At 67.0% G+C, this 17,347-nt stretch carries 16 protein-coding genes, 2 tRNA genes and 4 pseudogenes; 11 read left to right on the top strand and 11 right to left on the bottom strand.

From position 1 onward, the window contains the following. Positions 1-77 precede the first annotated feature (77 nt). The 5 genes and pseudogenes from lysJ (at position 78) to QT17_RS06915 (ending at position 3,607) form a co-directional block, all read left to right on the top strand. A pseudogene (gene lysJ, locus QT17_RS06935) lies at positions 78-1,258 on the top strand ([LysW]-aminoadipate semialdehyde transaminase LysJ). Then, on the top strand, positions 1,255-2,322 hold the full coding sequence (locus tag QT17_RS06930) for a [LysW]-lysine hydrolase (RefSeq protein ID WP_039458240.1): 1,068 nt from the start codon (positions 1,255-1,257) through the stop codon (positions 2,320-2,322). Before lysJ ends, QT17_RS06930 begins: the two are co-directional and overlap by 4 nt. A gap of 301 nt (positions 2,323-2,623) precedes the next feature. Beyond that, a pseudogene (locus QT17_RS06925) lies at positions 2,624-3,229 on the top strand (transposase); the annotation flags it as partial. Between the two features lie 225 nt (positions 3,230-3,454). After that, positions 3,455-3,529: transfer RNA gene (locus tag QT17_RS06920), tRNA-Glu, on the top strand. A gap of 1 nt (position 3,530) precedes the next feature. After that, positions 3,531-3,607, top strand: a tRNA-Val gene (locus QT17_RS06915). A gap of 104 nt (positions 3,608-3,711) precedes the next feature. Here QT17_RS06915 and QT17_RS06910 read toward each other — a convergent pair. Beyond that, positions 3,712-4,041, bottom strand: a pseudogene (locus QT17_RS06910) (IS1634 family transposase); the annotation flags it as partial. Positions 4,042-4,142: 101 nt separating this feature from the next. On the opposite strand from QT17_RS06910, the gene QT17_RS14030 reads away from it, so the two are divergent. From QT17_RS14030 to QT17_RS06890, 5 genes and pseudogenes are all read left to right on the top strand, one after another. Further along, on the top strand, positions 4,143-4,310 hold the full coding sequence (locus QT17_RS14030) for a hypothetical protein (protein ID WP_153802421.1): 168 nt from the start codon (positions 4,143-4,145) through the stop codon (positions 4,308-4,310). Further along, positions 4,262-4,585 (top strand): annotated as a pseudogene (locus tag QT17_RS13880) (hypothetical protein); the annotation flags it as partial. The gene QT17_RS14030 and the pseudogene QT17_RS13880, both read left to right, overlap by 49 nt. A gap of 63 nt (positions 4,586-4,648) precedes the next feature. Continuing rightward, a complete protein-coding gene (locus tag QT17_RS06900; RefSeq protein ID WP_039458232.1) occupies positions 4,649-6,235 on the top strand; it encodes a diguanylate cyclase in 1,587 nt (528 codons plus the stop codon). 27 nt (positions 6,236-6,262) lie between these two features. Further along, the gene (locus tag QT17_RS06895; RefSeq protein ID WP_039458229.1) at positions 6,263-7,825 is read left to right on the top strand and encodes a DNA repair protein RecN; all 1,563 of its coding nucleotides are present in this window, start codon (positions 6,263-6,265) and stop codon (positions 7,823-7,825) included. Beyond that, positions 7,822-8,988, top strand: coding sequence for a diguanylate cyclase (locus QT17_RS06890; protein ID WP_039458226.1), 1,167 nt, complete (start codon positions 7,822-7,824; stop codon positions 8,986-8,988). The genes QT17_RS06895 and QT17_RS06890 overlap by 4 nt, the downstream gene beginning before the upstream one ends. Here the strand turns inward: QT17_RS06890 and QT17_RS06885 are convergent. The 5 genes from QT17_RS06885 to gmk are packed head-to-tail and all read right to left on the bottom strand — an operon-like array spanning position 8,972 to position 12,228. Beyond that, positions 8,972-9,583, bottom strand: a complete 612-nt coding sequence (locus tag QT17_RS06885) for a MarC family protein (RefSeq protein ID WP_039458225.1) — start codon at positions 9,581-9,583, stop codon at positions 8,972-8,974. The genes QT17_RS06890 and QT17_RS06885 overlap by 17 nt on opposite strands. Positions 9,584-9,598: 15 nt before the next feature. Next, entirely contained in the window at positions 9,599-10,084 is a 486-nt protein-coding gene (gene argR / locus QT17_RS06880) for an arginine repressor (protein WP_039458222.1), read from the bottom strand. A 10-nt stretch (positions 10,085-10,094) separates the two neighbouring features. Next, on the bottom strand, positions 10,095-11,285 hold the full coding sequence (gene coaBC / locus QT17_RS06875) for a bifunctional phosphopantothenoylcysteine decarboxylase/phosphopantothenate--cysteine ligase CoaBC (protein ID WP_039458220.1): 1,191 nt from the start codon (positions 11,283-11,285) through the stop codon (positions 10,095-10,097). Further along, positions 11,286-11,585, bottom strand: coding sequence for a DNA-directed RNA polymerase subunit omega (gene rpoZ, locus QT17_RS06870; protein ID WP_039458217.1), 300 nt, complete (start codon positions 11,583-11,585; stop codon positions 11,286-11,288). It abuts the gene before it with no gap. Further along, positions 11,566-12,228 carry a guanylate kinase gene (gene gmk, locus QT17_RS06865; RefSeq protein ID WP_039458214.1) on the bottom strand — a complete coding sequence of 221 codons (663 nt, stop codon included), beginning with the start codon at positions 12,226-12,228 and terminating at the stop codon, positions 11,566-11,568. The genes rpoZ and gmk overlap by 20 nt, the downstream gene beginning before the upstream one ends. 92 nt (positions 12,229-12,320) lie before the next feature. Here gmk and QT17_RS06860 point away from each other — a divergent pair, with 92 nt between their 5' ends. Beyond that, positions 12,321-13,748, top strand: coding sequence for a glycoside hydrolase family 13 protein (locus tag QT17_RS06860; RefSeq protein WP_039458211.1), 1,428 nt, complete (start codon positions 12,321-12,323; stop codon positions 13,746-13,748). Here the strand turns inward: QT17_RS06860 and QT17_RS13670 are convergent. Genes QT17_RS13670 through QT17_RS06840 form a run of 5 tightly spaced genes read right to left on the bottom strand, consistent with a single transcriptional unit; the run spans position 13,745 to position 17,340 of the window. Beyond that, positions 13,745-14,188 (bottom strand): methylated-DNA--[protein]-cysteine S-methyltransferase, encoded by a 444-nt coding sequence (locus QT17_RS13670; RefSeq protein WP_152607349.1) that lies wholly within the window; start codon positions 14,186-14,188, stop codon positions 13,745-13,747. The genes QT17_RS06860 and QT17_RS13670 overlap by 4 nt on opposite strands. Further along, positions 14,189-15,214, bottom strand: a complete 1,026-nt coding sequence (locus QT17_RS06850) for a SpoIID/LytB domain-containing protein (protein WP_369792372.1) — start codon at positions 15,212-15,214, stop codon at positions 14,189-14,191. It lies immediately after the preceding gene. A gap of 37 nt (positions 15,215-15,251) precedes the next feature. Continuing rightward, on the bottom strand, positions 15,252-16,397 hold the full coding sequence (gene bshC / locus QT17_RS06845) for a bacillithiol biosynthesis BshC (protein WP_369792371.1): 1,146 nt from the start codon (positions 16,395-16,397) through the stop codon (positions 15,252-15,254). 41 nt (positions 16,398-16,438) lie between these two features. Beyond that, positions 16,439-16,705, bottom strand: coding sequence for a bacillithiol biosynthesis BshC (gene bshC, locus QT17_RS14990; protein ID WP_369792370.1), 267 nt, complete (start codon positions 16,703-16,705; stop codon positions 16,439-16,441). Positions 16,706-16,716: 11 nt separating this feature from the next. Continuing rightward, a complete protein-coding gene (locus QT17_RS06840; RefSeq protein ID WP_039458205.1) occupies positions 16,717-17,340 on the bottom strand; it encodes a Crp/Fnr family transcriptional regulator in 624 nt (207 codons plus the stop codon). Between the last annotated feature and the right edge of the window lie 7 nt (positions 17,341-17,347).

The raw sequence follows: 17,347 nt of genomic DNA, 5'->3' as shown, positions 1-17,347 counted from the left end.
CGGGGCAAAACCTAAACCGGCCTGGGAAGCCTGGCTTCCCGGGCCCGTCCCGGGGGTTTTTCTTTGCGGGGGTGCGTATGGTGAAAGAGGACTGGCAGGCGCTTCTGGAGGCGGAGCTCACCCTGGACACCGGGGTCTACACCAAGCACGCCCTCCTCCTCGTCCGCGGCCAAGGGGCCCGGGTGTGGGACGCCGAGGGCAACGAGTACATAGACTGCGTGGGGGGCTACGGGGTGGCCAACCTCGGCCACAGCAACCCCGAGGTGGTGGAGGCGGTGAAGCGGCAGGCGGAAACCCTCTTGAGCATGCCCCAGACCCTCCCCACCCCCATGCGGGGGGAGTTCTACCGCACCTTGGTCTCCCTTCTGCCCCCCGAGCTCAACCGGGTGTTCCCGGTGAACTCGGGCACCGAGGCCAACGAGGCGGCCCTCAAGTTCGCCCGGGCCCACACCGGGCGGAAGAAGTTCGTGGCCGCCATGCGGGGGTTTTCCGGCCGGACCATGGGCAGCCTCTCCGTCACCTGGGAGCCCAAGTACCGGGAGCCCTTCCTGCCCTTGGTGGAGCCTGTGGCCTTCATCCCCTACAACGACGTGGAGGCTCTAAGGGAGGCGGTGGACGAGGAAACGGCGGCGGTGATCCTGGAGCCCGTGCAGGGAGAAGGGGGGGTGCGCCCGGCCACGCCGGAGTTCCTCCAAGCCGCGCGGGAAATCACCCGGGACAAGGGCGCCCTCCTCATCCTGGACGAGATCCAAACCGGCATGGGCCGCACGGGTAAGCGCTTCGCCTTTGAGCACTACGGCGTGGTGCCCGATATCCTCACCCTGGCCAAGGCCATCGGGGGCGGGGTGCCCTTGGGCGTGGCGGTGATGCGGGAGGAGGTGGCGAAGAGCATGCCCAAGGCGGGCACGGCACCACCTTCGGCGGCAACCCCCTGGCCATGGCCGCCGGGGTGGCCGCCCTCCGCTACCTGGAGCGCACGCGGCTTTGGGAGCGGGCGGCGGAGCTCGGGCCCTGGTTTATGGAACAGCTCAGGGAAATCCCCTCCCCCAAGATCCGGGAGGTGCGGGGGATGGGCCTCATGGTGGGCCTGGAGCTCAAGGAAAAGGTGGCCCCCTACATTGAGCGCCTGGAAAAGGAGCACCGCATCCTCACCCTGCAGGCGGGGCCCACGGTGATCCGCTTCCTGCCGCCCCTCGTCATTGAGAAGGAGGACCTGGAAAGGGTGGTGGAGGCGGTTCGGGCAGTGCTTTTGGCATGATGCGCTTAGACCCGGTGGAGTTCCTCAAGGGGGCCCTGGAGATTCCCTCCCCTTCGGGCGAAGAGCGCTTGGTGGCGGAGTACCTGGCGGAGGGGATGGAAAAGCTTGGGCTAAGGGGGTTTGTGGACGAGGCGGACAACGCCCGGGGCCAGGTGGGGGAAGGCCCCCTCCAGGTGGTCCTCCTGGGGCACATTGACACCGTGCCCGGCCTCGTGCCCGTGCGCCTGGAAGGGAATAAGCTCTTCGGCCGGGGGGCGGTGGACGCCAAGGGGCCCTTCGTGGCCATGGTCTTCGCCGCGGCGGGGCTTTCCGAGGAGGCCAGAAAGCGCCTCACCGTGCACCTGGTGGGGGCCACGGAGGAGGAGGCCCCAAGCTCCAAGGGCGCCCGCTTCGTGGCCCCCCGCTTAAAGCCGGACTACGCCATCATCGGGGAGCCCTCGGGGTGGGAGGGGATCACCCTGGGCTACAAGGGCCGGCTTCTGGTGAAGGCCCGGCGGGAAAAGGACAACTTCCACTCCGCCCACCACGAGCCCAACGCCGCCGAGGAGCTCATCAGCTACTTCGTGGCCATCAAGGCCTGGGCGGAGGCCATGAACGTGGGCCAGCGCCCCTTTGACCAGGTGCAGTACACCCTGCGGGACTTCAAGATCCACCCCGCCGAGCTCAAGCAGGTGGCGGAGATGTACTTTGACTTGCGCCTGCCCCCCAGGCTCCCGCCGGAGGAGGCCATCCGCCACCTGAGCGCCTACGCCCCCCCTACCCTGGAGCTGGAGTTCTTCGGGCGGGAGGTGCCCTACCTGGGCCCCAAGGACACCCCCCTGACCCGGGCCCTGCGCCAGGGCATCCGCAAGGCGGGGGGTAGACCCGTCTTCAAGCTCAAGACCGGCACCAGCGACATGAACGTCCTGGCCCCCCACTGGAAGGTGCCCATGGTGGCCTACGGCCCGGGGGACTCCACCTTGGACCACACCCCTTACGAGCACGTGGAGGTCCCCGAGTTCCTGAAAGGGATTGAGGTCCTGCGGGAGGCCTTAGAAAACCTGGCGCTAGCCTCAAAGGGCTAAGCACCCCCTCTGGGTTCAGCCCAGTTTTTCCCAGGCCTCGAGGACAAGGCTTTCGGGTGCGGTATTCCCCGTAGTGCCTCTTCTCCTTTTCCCTAAGCATCAGGAAGGTTTCCCTTGGGAAGCGTCTTCCTACCCGGCGCCTGCGGTGGGTAGCCTCGTCCAGGGGATTATGCACTTCCTCCTGGTCCGAAAAAAGTCCCGTAGCTCCTTTTCCATGGGGTCCATGGGGTCCAGGGGGTCGTGTAAGGAATACTGTGTATGAGTTTGTGCAAAAAGGGCGGTCGTGTAAGGAATTATGTATATGGGTTTGTGTAAAAAAGGGGGGGTACAGGAGCCAGACAGGAGGTACCCCATGGACCCGTCTACCCTGCAAGCCCTGCTACGGGAAGCGGTGAAGGAAACGGTGACCGAGGTGCTCCAGCTTCTCCTGGAGGCGGACCGGGACGCCTTTCTCCGGCAAAAGGGCGGGCGCGAGAACGGCCACTACCCCCGCAGGTTGGAGACCGCCTTCGGCCAGGTGGAACTGGCCATCCCCCGGGATCGGGAAGGGCGGTACTACCCCAGCTTCCTCCGCTATCGCGGGGACTCCGTCAACCAGCCCTACGCCCGCCGCCAGGTGGACGTGGGGGAGGTGGCGGTGGCCCTGTACGCCGCCGGGGTCACCCAGCGCAAGGCGGCGGAGGTGATGAGCCTCCTCCTGGGCCACCGCTACACCCACGAGACCAAGGGCGCCATCACGGACGAGGTGCTGGAGAAGGCGGAGGCCTTCCGGAAGAGGCCCTTGCCGGAGGAGATGGCCTTCGTGTACCTGGATGGGTTTTCCCTGAAGGTGCTGAGGAAGGGGCTTGGGGGAATTTGGGCTTACCTCTTCTTGCTCCTGGGGCGGCGCATCCGCGGCGAACATCGCCAGCAACCGCTCCGCCCACGCCGTGTCTCCGCGCCGCAGGGCCTTCTCCACCAAAGCCCGCTTGAAGGGGGGAAGTCTTGACAAATCCATGGCACTCCCTCTCGGGGTGCCGTTCGCGGTCTAGGCGGAAAGTACAAAGGTCAGTATAGAGGGGGCTTGAAGGGTGGATGGGGAGGCCCTACACTGGGTGAATGGGCCTGGAAGGGGCTTCCGGGTCTGGTGTGGGGCCCCATCGTCTAGCGGTCAGGACGCGGCCCTCTCAAGGCCGAAACGGGGGTTCGATTCCCCCTGGGGTCACCATGGGCGGCTAGCTCAGTTGGTCAGAGCGCTCGCCTTACAAGCGAGAGGTCAGAGGTTCAAATCCTCTGCCGCCCACCACGATGGAAAGGCAAAACTCCCCGCCTTGATAGCGAGGCGGGGAGGCCCTTTTATGGGACTTTTTAGGGCAAAAAGGGGTTCGAGCCCACATTCTGCACCCTTCTTCATGTGAGGAGATAATATCGCTCCACCCCCAGGAGCCGGACCACCGTTTCGTGGTGTGGGGAAAGGTTGAGCACCAAGGGCTTTCCCCCAAGGACGACCAAGCGCACCCAGGGGAAGTACTGGAACACCCACCGCAACGTGGGCCTTCGCGTGGGTTTCCCCTCCTGGCCCGGCACCCACGCCCCCGTCTCCCCAAGCCCCCGCCGCAACACCCACTCCCCCAGGTCCACCGCCATCACCATCCCCAAGGCCATCACCCGCCCTAGCCGCTTCAAGAAGGCGCTCTCCGCGAAGAACTAGGGGTCCCTCAGAAACCGAAAGCCCCGCTGCCTGACCGCGCCTCCGCTCCTCCCGCACCCCCAGGCTCACCTCCTCAAGGGCCTTCCACAAGCTCACCCACCGCCAAACCGAGGCCCTCCTGCGAGACCTGATGGAAGACCCCTTCCCCTCCCACCCGTCCCTGGCCCGCTACGCCCTCCACCACCTGGACCCAAGCCTCCTGGAGGACCTCCTCCACCGCCTGGCCCAGGAGGTGGAGGCCCACCTCTCACCCCAAGACCCCGACCCCCCCTTTACCTCATGGACACCACCGGCCTGAGCTACCGGAGGGGGGATCAGGAACTGCGGTAACGCGGGGGGGAGGAGGTACGGCGGGCGCGGGGAAGAAAACTCCTTTGGCCCTTTGGGGGGAGTGTGGGGGCGGGGTACGCTTCCGACACGGTTTTGGGAGCATGGGCCTTGGGGCGGTTTGGTCCCTGTGGGGAGCGGAAGCCGAGGGCGGCGATGGTGCGGGCGTTCTTGGAGCTTTTGGCCTATGGCCTCAGGGTGCTCTTTTCCCTCCCTCCTCCTCCGGGGTACAAGGCGATTTGTTAGGTAAGCCCAGGACAGAGGAGCAGTGCTAAGTCCCTAAGGGAAAAGCTTGGTTAAACTGAGCTCGTGGTTCACCCCTGGTTGGGCTTCCTGTTGCTAGTAATCCTTGGCCTGTTGCCAGCCTCACCATGGAGCGAACGCATCCTTGCCCCTGCGATTGGACTTGGTGCTGCTGTTTACCTTCTAATCCGGAAAAAGCCCCTATGGGGCTTTGGCCTCCTCTTTTGGAGCTTGGACGACCTCCTTTGGAATCTGGGAAATTCACCGATGCGCCCTCAGACCCTTGTTCTAAGTACAACCCTGGATTTCCTTGGGTACGTAACGCTAACCCTCGCTGTTCTAAGGACACCGGGTCGTCCTTCACGCCTAACGCTTCTCCTACTTCCCCTGATGTTATTGGGCCTCGAGGCCCTAGCCCAAGGGGGACTTGGCTTAGACTCTTTTTACACGGCGTGGAACATCGCTCTTTTCCTCTTGCTCCTTCCACGTTTGGAAGTGCTTTTCCACAAAGCTCCCGATGAAGCGTCCTTATGGGGTGTGGGTTTTCTTCTCATCCTCCTCGAGGCCATGGCCTCAGCCTATACAGAAGGCCAAAGTGGATCCCTTCTCCACCTTGGCCGGAGCATGGGATACCTTTTGATTGGTATGAGTGCGGGGTCTTGGGAAAGTATTTCCTTCCCCTCCCAAGCCCTAGCCCTCACTGGACTCGTGATTTTTCCGTTTCTATCCTTCTCGGAAAACATCCCGCTGGGAACCCGCATCCTGCTCGTGTACGGGGGAATCGTGGGGGCTTTGGGACTACTTTACGCAATCCATCTAGAACGGGTTCGCACAGAAGAAAAGCACGCACGCTGGATACGGTTCTTAGGCGAACTTGCCCGCCTTTCTCCAAGAATTACCCAGACCCTAAGCCCTGAAGCCGCCCTCTTGAGCGCCTTGGAAGCCACACGCACCTTGATCCCCGAGGCAGCGGGCCTCGAGGTGCGGGGGAGGCGAGGGCTTGTAGGCCAACGCACGCCTTATAGCGTGAAAGTGCCCATGAACGGGGAGGTGGCCCACCTATTCTTGCAGAAACCCCTCACGGAACCTGTGCCCGAAGGTCTACTTTCTCTTTTGGGTGAGCGGCTTCGCCAAGTGCTCAGGCAGGTGGAGTGGGGGACCTTAGCCCTTACAGACCCTCTCACCGGGCTTCTGAACCGCCGGGGCCTCGAGACCGAGCTTCCCAAGCTTCTTGCACTAACACAGCGCTACCATACCCCTCTAAGCGTGGCTTTACTGGACATAGACCACTTTAAGCGCGTCAACGATTCCTTCGGCCACCCCGTGGGGGATAAAGTGCTCGAGGTCCTTGGCCGCATTCTCCAAGAAAGCATCCGCCGGGAAGACTTAGCTGTACGCTATGGCGGGGAAGAATTCCTCCTGCTCCTGTACGGAGCGGACGAACAGGCCGCCAAGGAAGTGGTGGAGCGCATCCGGTCCCGCTTCCGCACCCAAAAGGTGGACCCCATTCCTTATCCCCTCACCCTTTCCGCGGGTATTGCGGGGGGAAAGGTGCCAAAAGGACAAGAGGAAGTAGAGGAGTGGTTTTTAAAAGCCGATTACGCCCTTCTTCGGGCTAAAGAGTCCGGGCGCGACCGGATAACTCTAGCTTAGGCTCGGATTTCTTTACAATAGAGGAAGATGCTCGTGCGCCTCGAGGTGAAGAACCTCGCCGCCATCCGCGAGGCCACCCTGGAGCTCGCCCCCGGCCTAAACGTCCTCACCGGGGAAACCGGTGCAGGGAAAAGCCTCCTGGTGGACGCCTTGGCTCTCCTTTTGGGGGAAAGGGCCGAGGGGCTTATCGGTCCTTATGGGGATAGCCTCCTCGTCACCGCCTTCTTCCAGGGGGAAGAGGAGCGGGTCCTTTCCCGCCGGGTGGGGGCCCGCTCCACACCCCGCATAGACGGGGAGGTGGTGAGCCTCAAGGAGCTCCAGGAGGAGGCGGAGCGCTGGCTATCCCTCCACGCCCAGCACGCCGCCTTGGCCCTCCTTTCCCCCAAGCGCCAGCGGGAGCTCCTGGACGCCCTGTTGCCCTCCCCCCTCCTTCAGGCCTACCGGGAGGCCTACGCCCACCACCAGACCCTCCTCGGCGAGAAGCGAGCCCTGGAGGAGGCCCTTCGGGCGAAAAGCGAGCGGGAAGACCTCCTGCGCTTCCAGCTGCGGGAGATCCAAGCAGCCAAACCCCGCCCGGGGGAAGACCTAGCCCTTGAGGAGGAAGCCCGGCGCCTTCGGCACCTGGAAACCCTGCGGGAGAGGGCGGGTAGGGCCTACGCCCTCCTGGCGGACGAGGGGCTTTCCCCCTTGGAAAGCGCCGTGCGGGAGCTCCGCCAAGGGGGGCGGTACGACCCGGCCCTGGAAGCCCTGGCCAAGGACCTGGAAGCCGCTTTAGAGGGCGCAGAAGCGGTGGCGCGGGAACTGGAGGGGTACCTGGAGGGCCTCGAGGCCGACCCCGGCCGCCTCGCCCAGGTGGAGGAGCGCCTGGCCCTTTTGGAGCGCCTCAAGCGCAAGTACGGCCCCACCCTGGAAGACGTCCTGGCCCACGGGGAGCGGGCCGAGGCGGAGCTGGCCGCCCTGGAAGGAGGGGAAGCGCACCTACAGGACCTTGACCAGGCCCTCAAAGCGGCGGAAGAAGCCCTCTGGCAAGCGGGGGAAGCCTTGGGCGAGGCCCGGCGGGAGGCGGCCAAGGGACTGGAGAAGGCCATGGGTGAGGAGCTCGCCGCCTTGGGGCTTCCCCAGGCCCGCTTCCAGGTGGCCTTCACCCCCTTGCCCGAGCCCGGACCCTTCGGCCTGGAGGAGGTGGCCTTCCGCTTCGCCGCAAGCCCCCACCTGCCCCTTTCCCCCCTTTCCGCCGCCAGCGGTGGGGAGCTTTCCCGCATCGCCTTGGCCCTCGCCCTCCTCACCGGGGCCGAGGCCCCCACCGTGGTCTTTGACGAGATGGACGCCGGGGTAGGGGGGGAAACCGCCTGGAAGCTGGCGGAGCGCCTGGCCCGCCTGGGGGAAAAGCGCCAGGTGCTGGTGGTGACCCACCTGCCCCAGGTGGCCGCACGGGCCCACTGCCACCTGAAGGTGGTGAAGGAGGGAAGCGAGGTGCGGGTGGAGGTGCTAGAAGGGGAAGCGCGGGTGCGGGAACTGGCCCGCCTCCTCTCGGGCCAGTACACCGAGGCCGCCCTCTCCCACGCCCGCTTGCTCTTGGAGGCCGGATGAACCTCTTGGAAGCCCCCTACCCGGTCTTTCTCCTCCGGGAAACCGGCGTGGAGCGCAATCCCCTGGCGCAGGGCCTCCCCGTGCCGCAAGGGGACACCTTGGCCTTCGGGGAAAAGACCTACCGGGTGGCCCGCCTGAGGGTCCCGGAAGGCACCTACCTGCTCCTTCTGGACACCACGGACCTTTCCGTCCAGGCCCGGGCCTACACCGGGCTTCTAAAGGTCCTGCGGGGGCTTTTGCAGCACGAGGAGCCGGAAGGGCTTCTGCAGGACCTCATCCGGGAGGCGGTGGCGGTGGTGCCGGGGGCGGAAGCGGGAAGCATCCTCCTCCGGGAGGGGGGGTATTTCCACCTGGTGGCCCAGGAGGGGTTTTCCGAAGCCCTCCTAGGGGCCCGCACCTCCTTGGAGGAAGAGCTGGCCTGGTACGGGCTCGGCGTGGACAACTGGCTTAAGGGCCGCCCCAGGGTGCTCAAAGGGGTGGAGATCCGCCACCTCTCCAGCCTGAGCACCGTGGAGGCCCGCCCCGCCTTTTTTGAACACGGCCGCCTCCTGGAGATCCAGGCCACCTTGGGGCTGCCCATCGTCCTGGAAGGGGAGGTGCTGGCGGCCATGAACCTGGATAACTTCCACGACCCCGAGGCCTTTACCCCGCTTTCCCTGGAGCTGGCCCAGGCCTTCGCCTTGGAGGCCGCCCTCCTCCTCAAGGCCATGAAGGAGCGCCAGGCCCTGGAAAGGGCGGCCCGCACCGACCCCCTCACCGGCTTGGGGAACCGGCGGGCCCTGGAGGAGGCCTTCCCCGAGCTGCTGGCCGAGGCCAAAGCCCTGGGGGAGCCCTTGGCCCTCATCTACTGGGACCTAAACAGCCTCAAGGCCCTGAACGACCGGGAAGGGCACGCCGCCGGGGACCGGGCCCTGAAGGCCCTGGCCGAGGCCCTGAAGCGCCTTTCCCGCCGCCGGGACCTGGCTTTCCGGGTGGGAGGGGACGAGTTCGTGAGCCTCCACCTGGGCCTTAGCGAGGAGGAGATCCCCGCCCTCATCGCCCGCCTGCGGCAAAGCCTCCCCTACGGGGTGGCGGCGGGCGGGGTGGGGGTGGAAGGGGAGGAGCTGGAGGCGCTTTTGCAGGAGGCGGACCGCCGCATGTACCGGGCTAAAGGAGGCCCTTGACCCCATCGGCCACGTACTGCACCGCCAGGGCGGCGAGCAAAAGGCCCAGGACCCGGGTCACCACGTTCACCCCCGTGCGCCCCAAGGCCCGGCGCACCCCGGAAGCGGCCCGCAGGAAGATATAGGCCAGAAGGAGGACCAAGAAGGCGCTGAAGAGGACCACCGCCCACCCCCCCACCACCCCCCGGGCCTCCCCCCCCAGGATGAGGACGCTGGCCAAGGCCCCAGGCCCGGCGATGAGGGGGATGGCCAGGGGAAAGACGGAGATGTCGGCCCGGGCTAAGGCCTCGTCCTTCTCCTCCTCGGTTTCCCGCTCGTGGTGGGCGAAGACCATGTCGGTGGCGATGCGGAAGAGGAGGATCCCCCCGGCGATGCGCAGGGCCTCGAGGCTAATCCCCAGGTGGGCCAAAAGCCCCCTCCCGAAGAAGAAAAAGGCCACGAGAAGCCCTCCCGCCACCAGCACCGCCCTCCCCGCGATCTGGGCCTGCTTTTTCGGGGGGCGGTCCCCCGCCAGGGCCAAGAACACGGGGACCAGGCCCACCGGGTCCATGACCACGAAGAGGGTCAGGAAGGACTTCAGGAAAAGTTCTATCACTTCGGGCCTGCGGCGCTAAGCCCCTCCCTTGATAGCCCTGCCCGCCAAGAGAAGCTCACCGAGCTCCTCCTCCAAGGCCTTGGCCTCCTCCTCGCTCCGGGCCACCACCAAGATGGTGTCCTCCCCGGCCAGGGTGCCCACGATCTCGTCCCGCTTGAGGCGGTCCAAGAGGAGGGCGATCCCCGAGGCGTGCCCCTCAGCGGTTTTCACCACCAGGATGTTCCCACCCCGGTCCACGTCCTTGACGAAGAGGCCAAACTGCCGTTTGAGCTCCTCGTAAACGTCCTCGGGAAGCTCCACCGAGGGCAGGGCGTACTTGTGCCGCCCCTTGCCCAAGGCGATGCGGGCCAGGCGGAGCTCGGCGATGTCCCGGCTCACCGTGGCCTGGGTCACCTCAAAGCCCAGCTGCCGTAGGCGCTCCACCAACTCCTTCTGGGTGCCGATCTCCTCCCGGCTCACGATCTCCTGTATGGCGCGGTGCCGCTCGGCCTTGCTGCGCATATCCACCCCGTTAGGCTTTCCAAAACCCCCTGACGAAATCCAGTATACGGTGGGCCACCTGGCGCTTGGGCATCCGGGGAAGCTCTAGGACCCGCCCGTCCCGTAGGAGGAGGACCACCTCGTTTTCCGGGCTGCCAAACCCCACCCCCTCCCGGTTCACCCAGTTGAGGACGATGAGGTCCAGGTTCTTGCGCACCATCTTCCCCCGCGCCCGCTCCAGACCCTCCCGGGTTTCCATGGCGAAGCCCACCAAAACCCGCTTTTCCTTACGTTCCCCAAGCTCCTTGAGGATGTCGGGGTTGGGTACCAGGCGGAGGACCCGGCTTGCCTCCACCTTGGGCTCCTTGTCGGCCAGGGTGGTCTCGGGGCGGTAGTCGGCCACCGCCGCCGCCATGACCACGGCCTCCGCCCAAGGGTAGCGGGCCAGGATGGCTTCCCGCATCTCCAAGGCGCTTTCCACCCGCACCACCTGGACCCCCCAAGGGTCGGGGAGGCAGGTGGGGCCCGCCACCAAGACCACCTCCGCCCCCCTATCCCGGGCGGCCTCGGCCACGGCGTAGCCCATACGCCCCGAGGAGGGGTTGGAGAGGAAGCGCACCGGGTCCAGGTACTCCCGGGTGGGTCCGGCGGACACGAGGAGCTTCAGGCCCTCGAGGTCCTTAGGGGTAAGGAGGGCTTCCAAACGCGCCACCAGCTCCTCGGGCTCCAACATCCGCCCCAGGCCCTCCCCCTCCCCCACCGCGGCCAAGGGGCCGTGGGTGGGGCCAAAAAAGGCGTGGCCCAAGGCCTTTAGCCGCTCCACGTGGCCCTGGGTCTGGGGGGCGAGCCACATGGCCTCGTTCATGGCCGGGGCCCAGGCCACCCGCTTGACCCCAGCCAGGAGGGTGGCGGAAAGGAGGTCGTCCGCCAAGCCCAAGGCGGCCTTGGCCAGGGCGTCGGCGGTGGCGGGGGCCACCAGGACCACGTCGGCGAAGCGGGCGAGCTCTATGTGGAGGGCCCGGCCGTGGGGCTGGAACCAGGCCTCCTCCGTGGCCACCTCCCCCCCGGCGGCCACCGCCAGGGAGAGGGGGGTGACGAAGGCCAAGGCCCGAGGGGTGGCCAGGACCCGCACCTCGTGCCCCGCCTGGCGGAGGAGGCGGAGAAGGTGGGGCACCTTGATGGCCGCCACCCCTCCGCTCACCGCCACCAGGACCCGGGCCACCTAGGCCTCCTCTTCCACGGGGTAAAGCCGTTCCATCTCCTTCTGCAGGCGGTCCTCGGGGACCAGGTTCTCCCCGAAGACCAGCCGGCCGGTGTGCAGCTCCTTCATGGCCCAGGTCACGGGGTTGGGGTCGTCAAAGAGGCCCTCGAGGGTCCGCATCTTGGGCCTTTCCTCCGGCTCCAGCACCGTGTTCTTAAAGCGGTGGCGCAAAAGCTGCTGCGCCCGCTTAGCCACCACCACGGTGAGCCGATACTTGGAATCCACCATGCCGAGAAGCTTGTCAATGCCGGGTTCCGCCATGGTTCCTCCTCAGGATCTCGTCCAGCTCGCTTTCCAGGTCAGGGTCCCGCTCCAGGGCCTTTTGCAGGGCCCAGGCCATCCGGTGGGTGCGCCGCCTTTCGGCGGTGAGGATGGCCAAAAAGTCCGCCACCGCCTCCTCCAAAACGTCGTTCACCACCACGTAATCAAAGAGATGGGCGTTTTGGATCTCCCACTCCGCCTGCGCCAGGCGCTTGGCGATCTTCTCGGGGCTATCCTTCCCCCGGTAGACCAGCCGGCGCTTCAGCTCGGAAAGGGATGGGGGAAGGAGGAAGATGAGGACCGCCTCCGGCACCTTCTTGCGCACCTGCAAGGCCCCTTGCACCTCAATCTCCAAGAGGACGTCCTCCCCCCGGGCCAGGGCCCGCTCCACGGGGGCCTTAGGGGTACCGTAGAGGTGGCCCACGTACTCGGCGTGCTCCAGGAAGCCGTCTTGGTCCAGGAGGGCCTCAAAGGTGGGGCGGTCCACGAAGTAGTAGTCCACCCCGTCCCGCTCCCCGGGGCGGGGAGGGCGGGTGGTCATGGAGATGGAGTAGAAGAGGCGGGTGCGCTCCAGCACCTTGGCCCGCACCGTGCCCTTCCCCACCCCGCTAGCCCCGGTCATGACGAAAAGGCGGCCCCGCATGGCCTTCACCCCGGGAGGATACCAAAACCCTGGGCCCGGGGGCAAGGATTTTTGTGATGTAGGCACCTTTCGCCCGTGGTACACTTGAGCCCGTGGCCTGGTACGAGGGCGCCTTCTTTTATCAAATCTTCCCCGACCGCTTCTTCCGGGCAGGCCCCCCGGGCAAGCCCGCCCCCGCAGGGCCCCTGGAGCCTTGGGACGCCCCGCCCACCTTGAGGGGCTTCAAGGGGGGCACGCTTTGGGGGGTGGCGGAGAAGATCCCCTACCTGGTGGAGCTGGGGGTGGAGGCCATCTACCTCAACCCCGTCTTCGCCTCCACCGCCAACCACCGCTACCACACCGTGGACTACTTCCAGGTGGACCCCCTCCTGGGAGGGAACGCCGCACTCCGCCACCTCTTGGAGGTGGCCCACGCCCACGGGATCCGGGTCATTCTGGACGGGGTCTTCAACCACACGGGTCGGGGCTTCTTCGCCTTCCAGCACCTTTTGGAAAACGGGGAGCATAGCCCCTACCGGGACTGGTACCACGTGCGGGGGTTCCCCTTGAACGCCTACGGCCCCAACCCCAACTACGAGGCCTGGTGGGGCAACCCCGAGCTCCCCAAGCTCAAGGTGGAAACCCCGGCGGTGCGGGAGTACCTCCTGTCCGTGGCCGAGTACTGGATCCGCTTCGGGGCCGACGGCTGGCGGCTGGACGTGCCCAACGAGATCCAAGACCCCGAGTTCTGGCGGGCCTTCCGCAGGCGGGTCAAGGGGGCGAACCCCGAGGCCTACATCGTGGGGGAGATCTGGGAGGAGGCGGACTTCTGGCTCCAGGGGGACATGTTTGACGCCACCATGAACTACCCCTTGAGCAGGGCCGTTTTAGGCTTCGTGGGTGGGGAGGCCCTGGACCAGGAGCTGGCGGGAAGAAGCGGGCTGGGCCGCATAGAACTCCTGCAAGCCCTGGCCTTTAGCCACCGCCTGGAAAACCTCTTCGCCCGATACCGTCCCGAGGTGGTGCGGGCGCAGATGAACCTCCTCACCTCCCACGACACCCCCCGCCTCCTCACCCTCCTTAGGGGAAGCCTGGAGCGGGCCCGGCTTGCCCTCTCCCTCCTCTTCCTCCTTCCCGGCAACCCCACGGTTTACTACGGGGAGGAGATCGGCATGGAAGGCGGGCACGACCCGGAAAACCGGGGCGGCATGGTCTGGGCGGAGGCGGCCTGGAAAAAACCCCTATGGGAAGCAGTGCGGCGGCTCGCCCGCCTGCGCCGGGAGCACCCGGAGCTCCGCACCGCTCCTTACGGGCGAGTCTACGCCGTGGACGGGCACCTGGCCTTCACCCGAGGGCCCTACCTGGTGGTGGTGAACGCCACCCCCGAGCCTTTCCTCCAGGACATCCCCCTGCATGGGGCCCTGCCCCGGGGGGCCCAGGCGGTGGACCTCCTCTCGGGCGCCCTCTGCACCCCCAAGGGGGGGCGGCTTTGCGGCCCCGAGCTTCCGCCCTTTTCCGTGGCGGTCTGGACCGAGGTCTAAAGGGCCCCTTCAAAGCGGAGGAGCCAAAGCTTTAGCCCCTCCTGCCCGGCGAAGCCCCCAAGCCGGCCATCCTGGTGGATGACCCGGTGGGCGGGCACCAGGAGGAAGAAGGGAGAGGCCCGAAGCCCCGCCCCCACCGCCCGGGGGGAAAGCCCCAGTTCCCGGGCGAGGGCCCCGTAGCTTGTGGTCTTGCCGTAGGGGATGCGGCGTACCCTCTCGTAAAGGCGGATGCGCTCCGGGGAAAGCCCGCTATAGTCTAGGGGGATGTCCAAAAAGTCCGGGCGTTTTCCGGCGAAGTAGGCGGCGAGGCTTTCCCGCACCCTTTCGGCCAAGGGACCTTGCGCCTCCTTGCCCCGGGGAAAAAGGGCGGGCTCTAGGCACGCCACCCCCACGGGGGAAACCGCCAGCCAAAGGGGGCCTAGGGGGGTGGAAAGGAGCACCTAGGGCACCCCCGCCAGGAGGAGCTCGGAGAGGAAGGTGCCGGGGAAGTAGTGGCCCAGGATCTCCCGGTGGTCAAAGCCCGCCTCCGCCATCCCCTTGGCCCCCCACTGGGAAAGCCCCACCCCGTGCCCCGCCCCCCGGCCCACCGCCTCAAAGCCCTGGAACTCGGCCAAGGCGGAGGGAAGGCCCATGAGGCGGAGGAGGCGCTGGGCCTCCGGACCCCATACCTCCACCCCCATAAGCCGCACCCGCCAGGCCCGGCCCGAGGGGCTACGCTCCAACACCTGGGGCGCCTCTTCCCCTTTAGGGGTGTAGCCCAAGGCCCTGAGGGCCTGCTCCGCCGCCTCCTTGGACACGGAAACCCGCCAGGCGCTCTTGGGCCCCTTGGCGTAGGGGTCGGGCCGGGGGCGGAGGTAGGGAAGAGCCTTTTGGAACACCTCCTCGCTCCCCGCCGTCATGCCTCCAGAGTCGGCGTGGTACAGGGCGGAGATGGCCTTGCCCCCGTAGCTCAGGACCTGGCCACGGGTGGCGGCCACCGCCTGGGCGTGCTTGGGCTTCTCGGCGGCGAAGCCCAGGTAGACCTGGCAGAGCTCGCTCGCGCAGAGGTCGTAGGGCGCCTTGGGGTTCAGGCGGTTCACGGCGAAGGTGCGGGCCAGGACCGCCTGGGCCTTCAGGGCCTCCAGGGGAAAGCCCTCGGGCATCTCCCCCGGCAGGACCCCGAGGAGGTAGTCCTCCAGGAGGACCAAGTTGATCACAAGGAGCTTGCCTCCCTGGGGGAGAAGCCGCACCCCACCCCGGTAAGGGCGGCCCTCGAGGCTAAAGTAGGGCACCTCCAGGTCAAAGGAGGGCGCAACCCGCCCCTCCAGGACCACCCCTTCCCCGCCCGCAGAGGCGCGTACCTCCCCGGAAGGAAGGGCCAGGCGCACCGCCTGCCCTGGAGGCACCTCCCGAAGGAGCACCCGGAGGAGGAGGTCTTTCCCCTGCCCCCGGGCGGGGAAAAAGGCGAGGAGGGGAAGGAGGAACATAAGGGGCCAGAAGCGGACCATAGCCTTCCCCTCCATCCTAGCCCAAGACCAGGGTGGCCCTGCCCTGGGGCGGGGCCTCCACCAAGCGGGCCAAGGCCTCCGGGTGGCGCAGGGCGTACATGGCGAAGGGGTAGACCCGCTCCTGGGGCATCCCTAAGGGCAGGAGGTGGCGCTTAAGCCGCTCAAGATGCCCCATGAGCACCGCATCCTTGCCCATGCGGGCCCTGAGGAGCTTGCGCAAAAGCCTTTCCCCCTCTCCCGCAAGCCGCACCCTAAAGCGGCGGAAGGGGCGCTCCAGGGTGGGCTCCAAGGCCTTGGCCTGGGCCTGCAAGGCCTCGAGCCGGGCCAGAAGCTCCCGAAGCTCCTCCTCCAAGGAGCGGTAGCCCTCCAAAAGGCCCCGGACCGCTTCCAAAAAGGCCTCCTCTCCCCGCTCCAGGAAGGCCCAGGGGGAAAGGCGGTAGTTTTCCAGAATGCGCCGGATGGGGGGCTCCAGGACTACCGCCTGAAGCCTGAGAAACAGGGCGGGCACAGGAAGGCCGTAAAGGGCATAGACCCGGGAAAGCTCCGCCACGTAGCGGAACTCGTTGGGCCCCACCACAAAGCCCGCCGTGGGCAGGACGAGGTCCTGGAAGACGGGCCTCAAGCCCGCAGCCGGGGTGAGGCGGGAAGGGTCCTGTCGTGCGATTTCCCCAAGCTCCTTGGCCGTGTAGCGGCGCACCCCGTCGGTGAAGGCTCCGCCCTCGTAGAAGAGGAGGCGGCGGGCATCGGTTTCCAGAAAGAGGTTGGTGGCCCCGGGCTTGCGCCGCAAGGGGGGCTTTCCCCCTAGGGCCCGGATCCTTTCCGCCTCCTGGTTGATGGCCTCGGCGCTGGCTAGGGGGTCGGAAAGCTCCCGCTCTAGCGCCTCCAGGAAAAGGGGGGCAAGCTCCTCGGCCATGGGGTCAAAGGGGATGAGCCCCCGCTCCCCCAAAAAGGCCAGGAGGGTGCGGGCGAAAAACTCGGAAAGGGTCTTCCCCTCCAGGGCGTAGGCCACCCGCGCGTCCTTGGCCCAGGGCCCGAGGAAGGCCTTGAGGTCCTCCCGGTAGGGGGCCAGGGGAATGCGCCCCGCGGGCAAGGGGGGCAAAGGAAGGGAAAGGGTCCTCACCTCCTCGTCCAGGAGGAGGTGGAGGTGGCGTACCTCCTCCACATCGTGGTCCTGGGAGGCCACCCAAAAGACCGCGCTCCCCCCTACCCCCCCGCCAGGGAAAGGGCGGCGTGGGCCTTGTAAAAGGTGAGGGAAGGCCCCCCCAAAAGCCCCGCCTGCTGCCCCGTGACCACCGCTCCCCGGGCAAGCCCCGCCAAGGCGGCCAAGGCTTCTGGGGGTGCCCCCAGGCGTTTCAGGTAAGCCCCTAGGGCTTGGGCAAGCCCCGGGTGGGCCGCCCGCCCAAGGCGCGCCTTAAGGGCCTCCTCCCCCTGGGGCAGGCCCAGGAGGCGGGCCAAAAGGGCGGCTTCCATAGCTTTAAAGCCTATAGCGCCTCGGCCAAGCGGGCAAGGGCTTCCTTGTCCTGAAGCTCCACCCGGCGGTAGCCCAGGTCCACCAGGCCCTTCAGGGCCCACTCCCCCAGGAGCTTGGTCACCGTTTCCCGGGTGGCCCCCACCATGTGGGCCAGGTCCTGGTGGGAAAGGGCCACCTCCCCCTCCTGGGCCAGATCCAAGAGGAGGCGGGCCAGGCGCTGGGCCACGGAGAGGTGGCGGGCGGCCCAGAGGGCCTCCTCGGCAGCCTTGAGCCTCCTGTAGAGGGCCTTGAGGAAAAAGGCCTCCACCTCCGGGAAGCGCCTTAGGGCCGAAAGCTCCTCGGCCTTGGCGAAGAGGAGCTCGGCGTAGGTGAGGGCCGTGGCCCCGGCGGTGCGCCGCCTCTCCCCCACCAAGGCCTCCTCCCCCAAAAGCCCCCCCGGCCCCACCACCCCCAGGCTCGCCGCCTCGCCCGTGGCCGAGCGGGGGCCCTCCAGCCAAAGAAGCCCTTCCCGCACCAGGTAGACCCCATCCACCCCGTCCCCCAGGGCGTACAGGGTGGCCCCCCGCCGCACCCTAAGGGGCAGGAAGATGCGGGCCAGTTCCCGCCGGGCCTCGAGGGGAAGTTCCTGGAACATGCCCCGA

The sequence above is a fragment of the Thermus sp. 2.9 genome (genome assembly GCF_000794385.1).
Classification (GTDB): domain Bacteria; phylum Deinococcota; class Deinococci; order Deinococcales; family Thermaceae; genus Thermus; species Thermus thalpophilus.
The sequence above is the reverse complement of the archived record's forward strand: the minus strand, read 5'-3'. Positions and strand labels throughout refer to the sequence as shown.

Coding starts and splice junctions, on each gene's coding strand:
- QT17_RS14030 (WP_153802421.1), top strand. CDS start 4,143: ATGGAAGACCCCTTCCCCTCCCACCCGTCCCTGGCCCGCTACGCCCTC.
- argR (WP_039458222.1), bottom strand. CDS start 10,084: ATGCGCAGCAAGGCCGAGCGGCACCGCGCCATACAGGAGATCGTGAGC.
- rpoZ (WP_039458217.1), bottom strand. CDS start 11,585: ATGGCGGAACCCGGCATTGACAAGCTTCTCGGCATGGTGGATTCCAAG.
- QT17_RS06890 (WP_039458226.1), top strand. CDS start 7,822: ATGAACCTCTTGGAAGCCCCCTACCCGGTCTTTCTCCTCCGGGAAACC.
- QT17_RS06840 (WP_039458205.1), bottom strand. CDS start 17,340: ATGTTCCAGGAACTTCCCCTCGAGGCCCGGCGGGAACTGGCCCGCATC.
- gmk (WP_039458214.1), bottom strand. CDS start 12,228: ATGCGGGGCCGCCTTTTCGTCATGACCGGGGCTAGCGGGGTGGGGAAG.
- QT17_RS06850 (WP_369792372.1), bottom strand. CDS start 15,214: ATGTTCCTCCTTCCCCTCCTCGCCTTTTTCCCCGCCCGGGGGCAGGGG.
- QT17_RS06895 (WP_039458229.1), top strand. CDS start 6,263: ATGCTCGTGCGCCTCGAGGTGAAGAACCTCGCCGCCATCCGCGAGGCC.
- QT17_RS06930 (WP_039458240.1), top strand. CDS start 1,255: ATGATGCGCTTAGACCCGGTGGAGTTCCTCAAGGGGGCCCTGGAGATT.
- bshC (WP_369792370.1), bottom strand. CDS start 16,705: ATGGAAGCCGCCCTTTTGGCCCGCCTCCTGGGCCTGCCCCAGGGGGAG.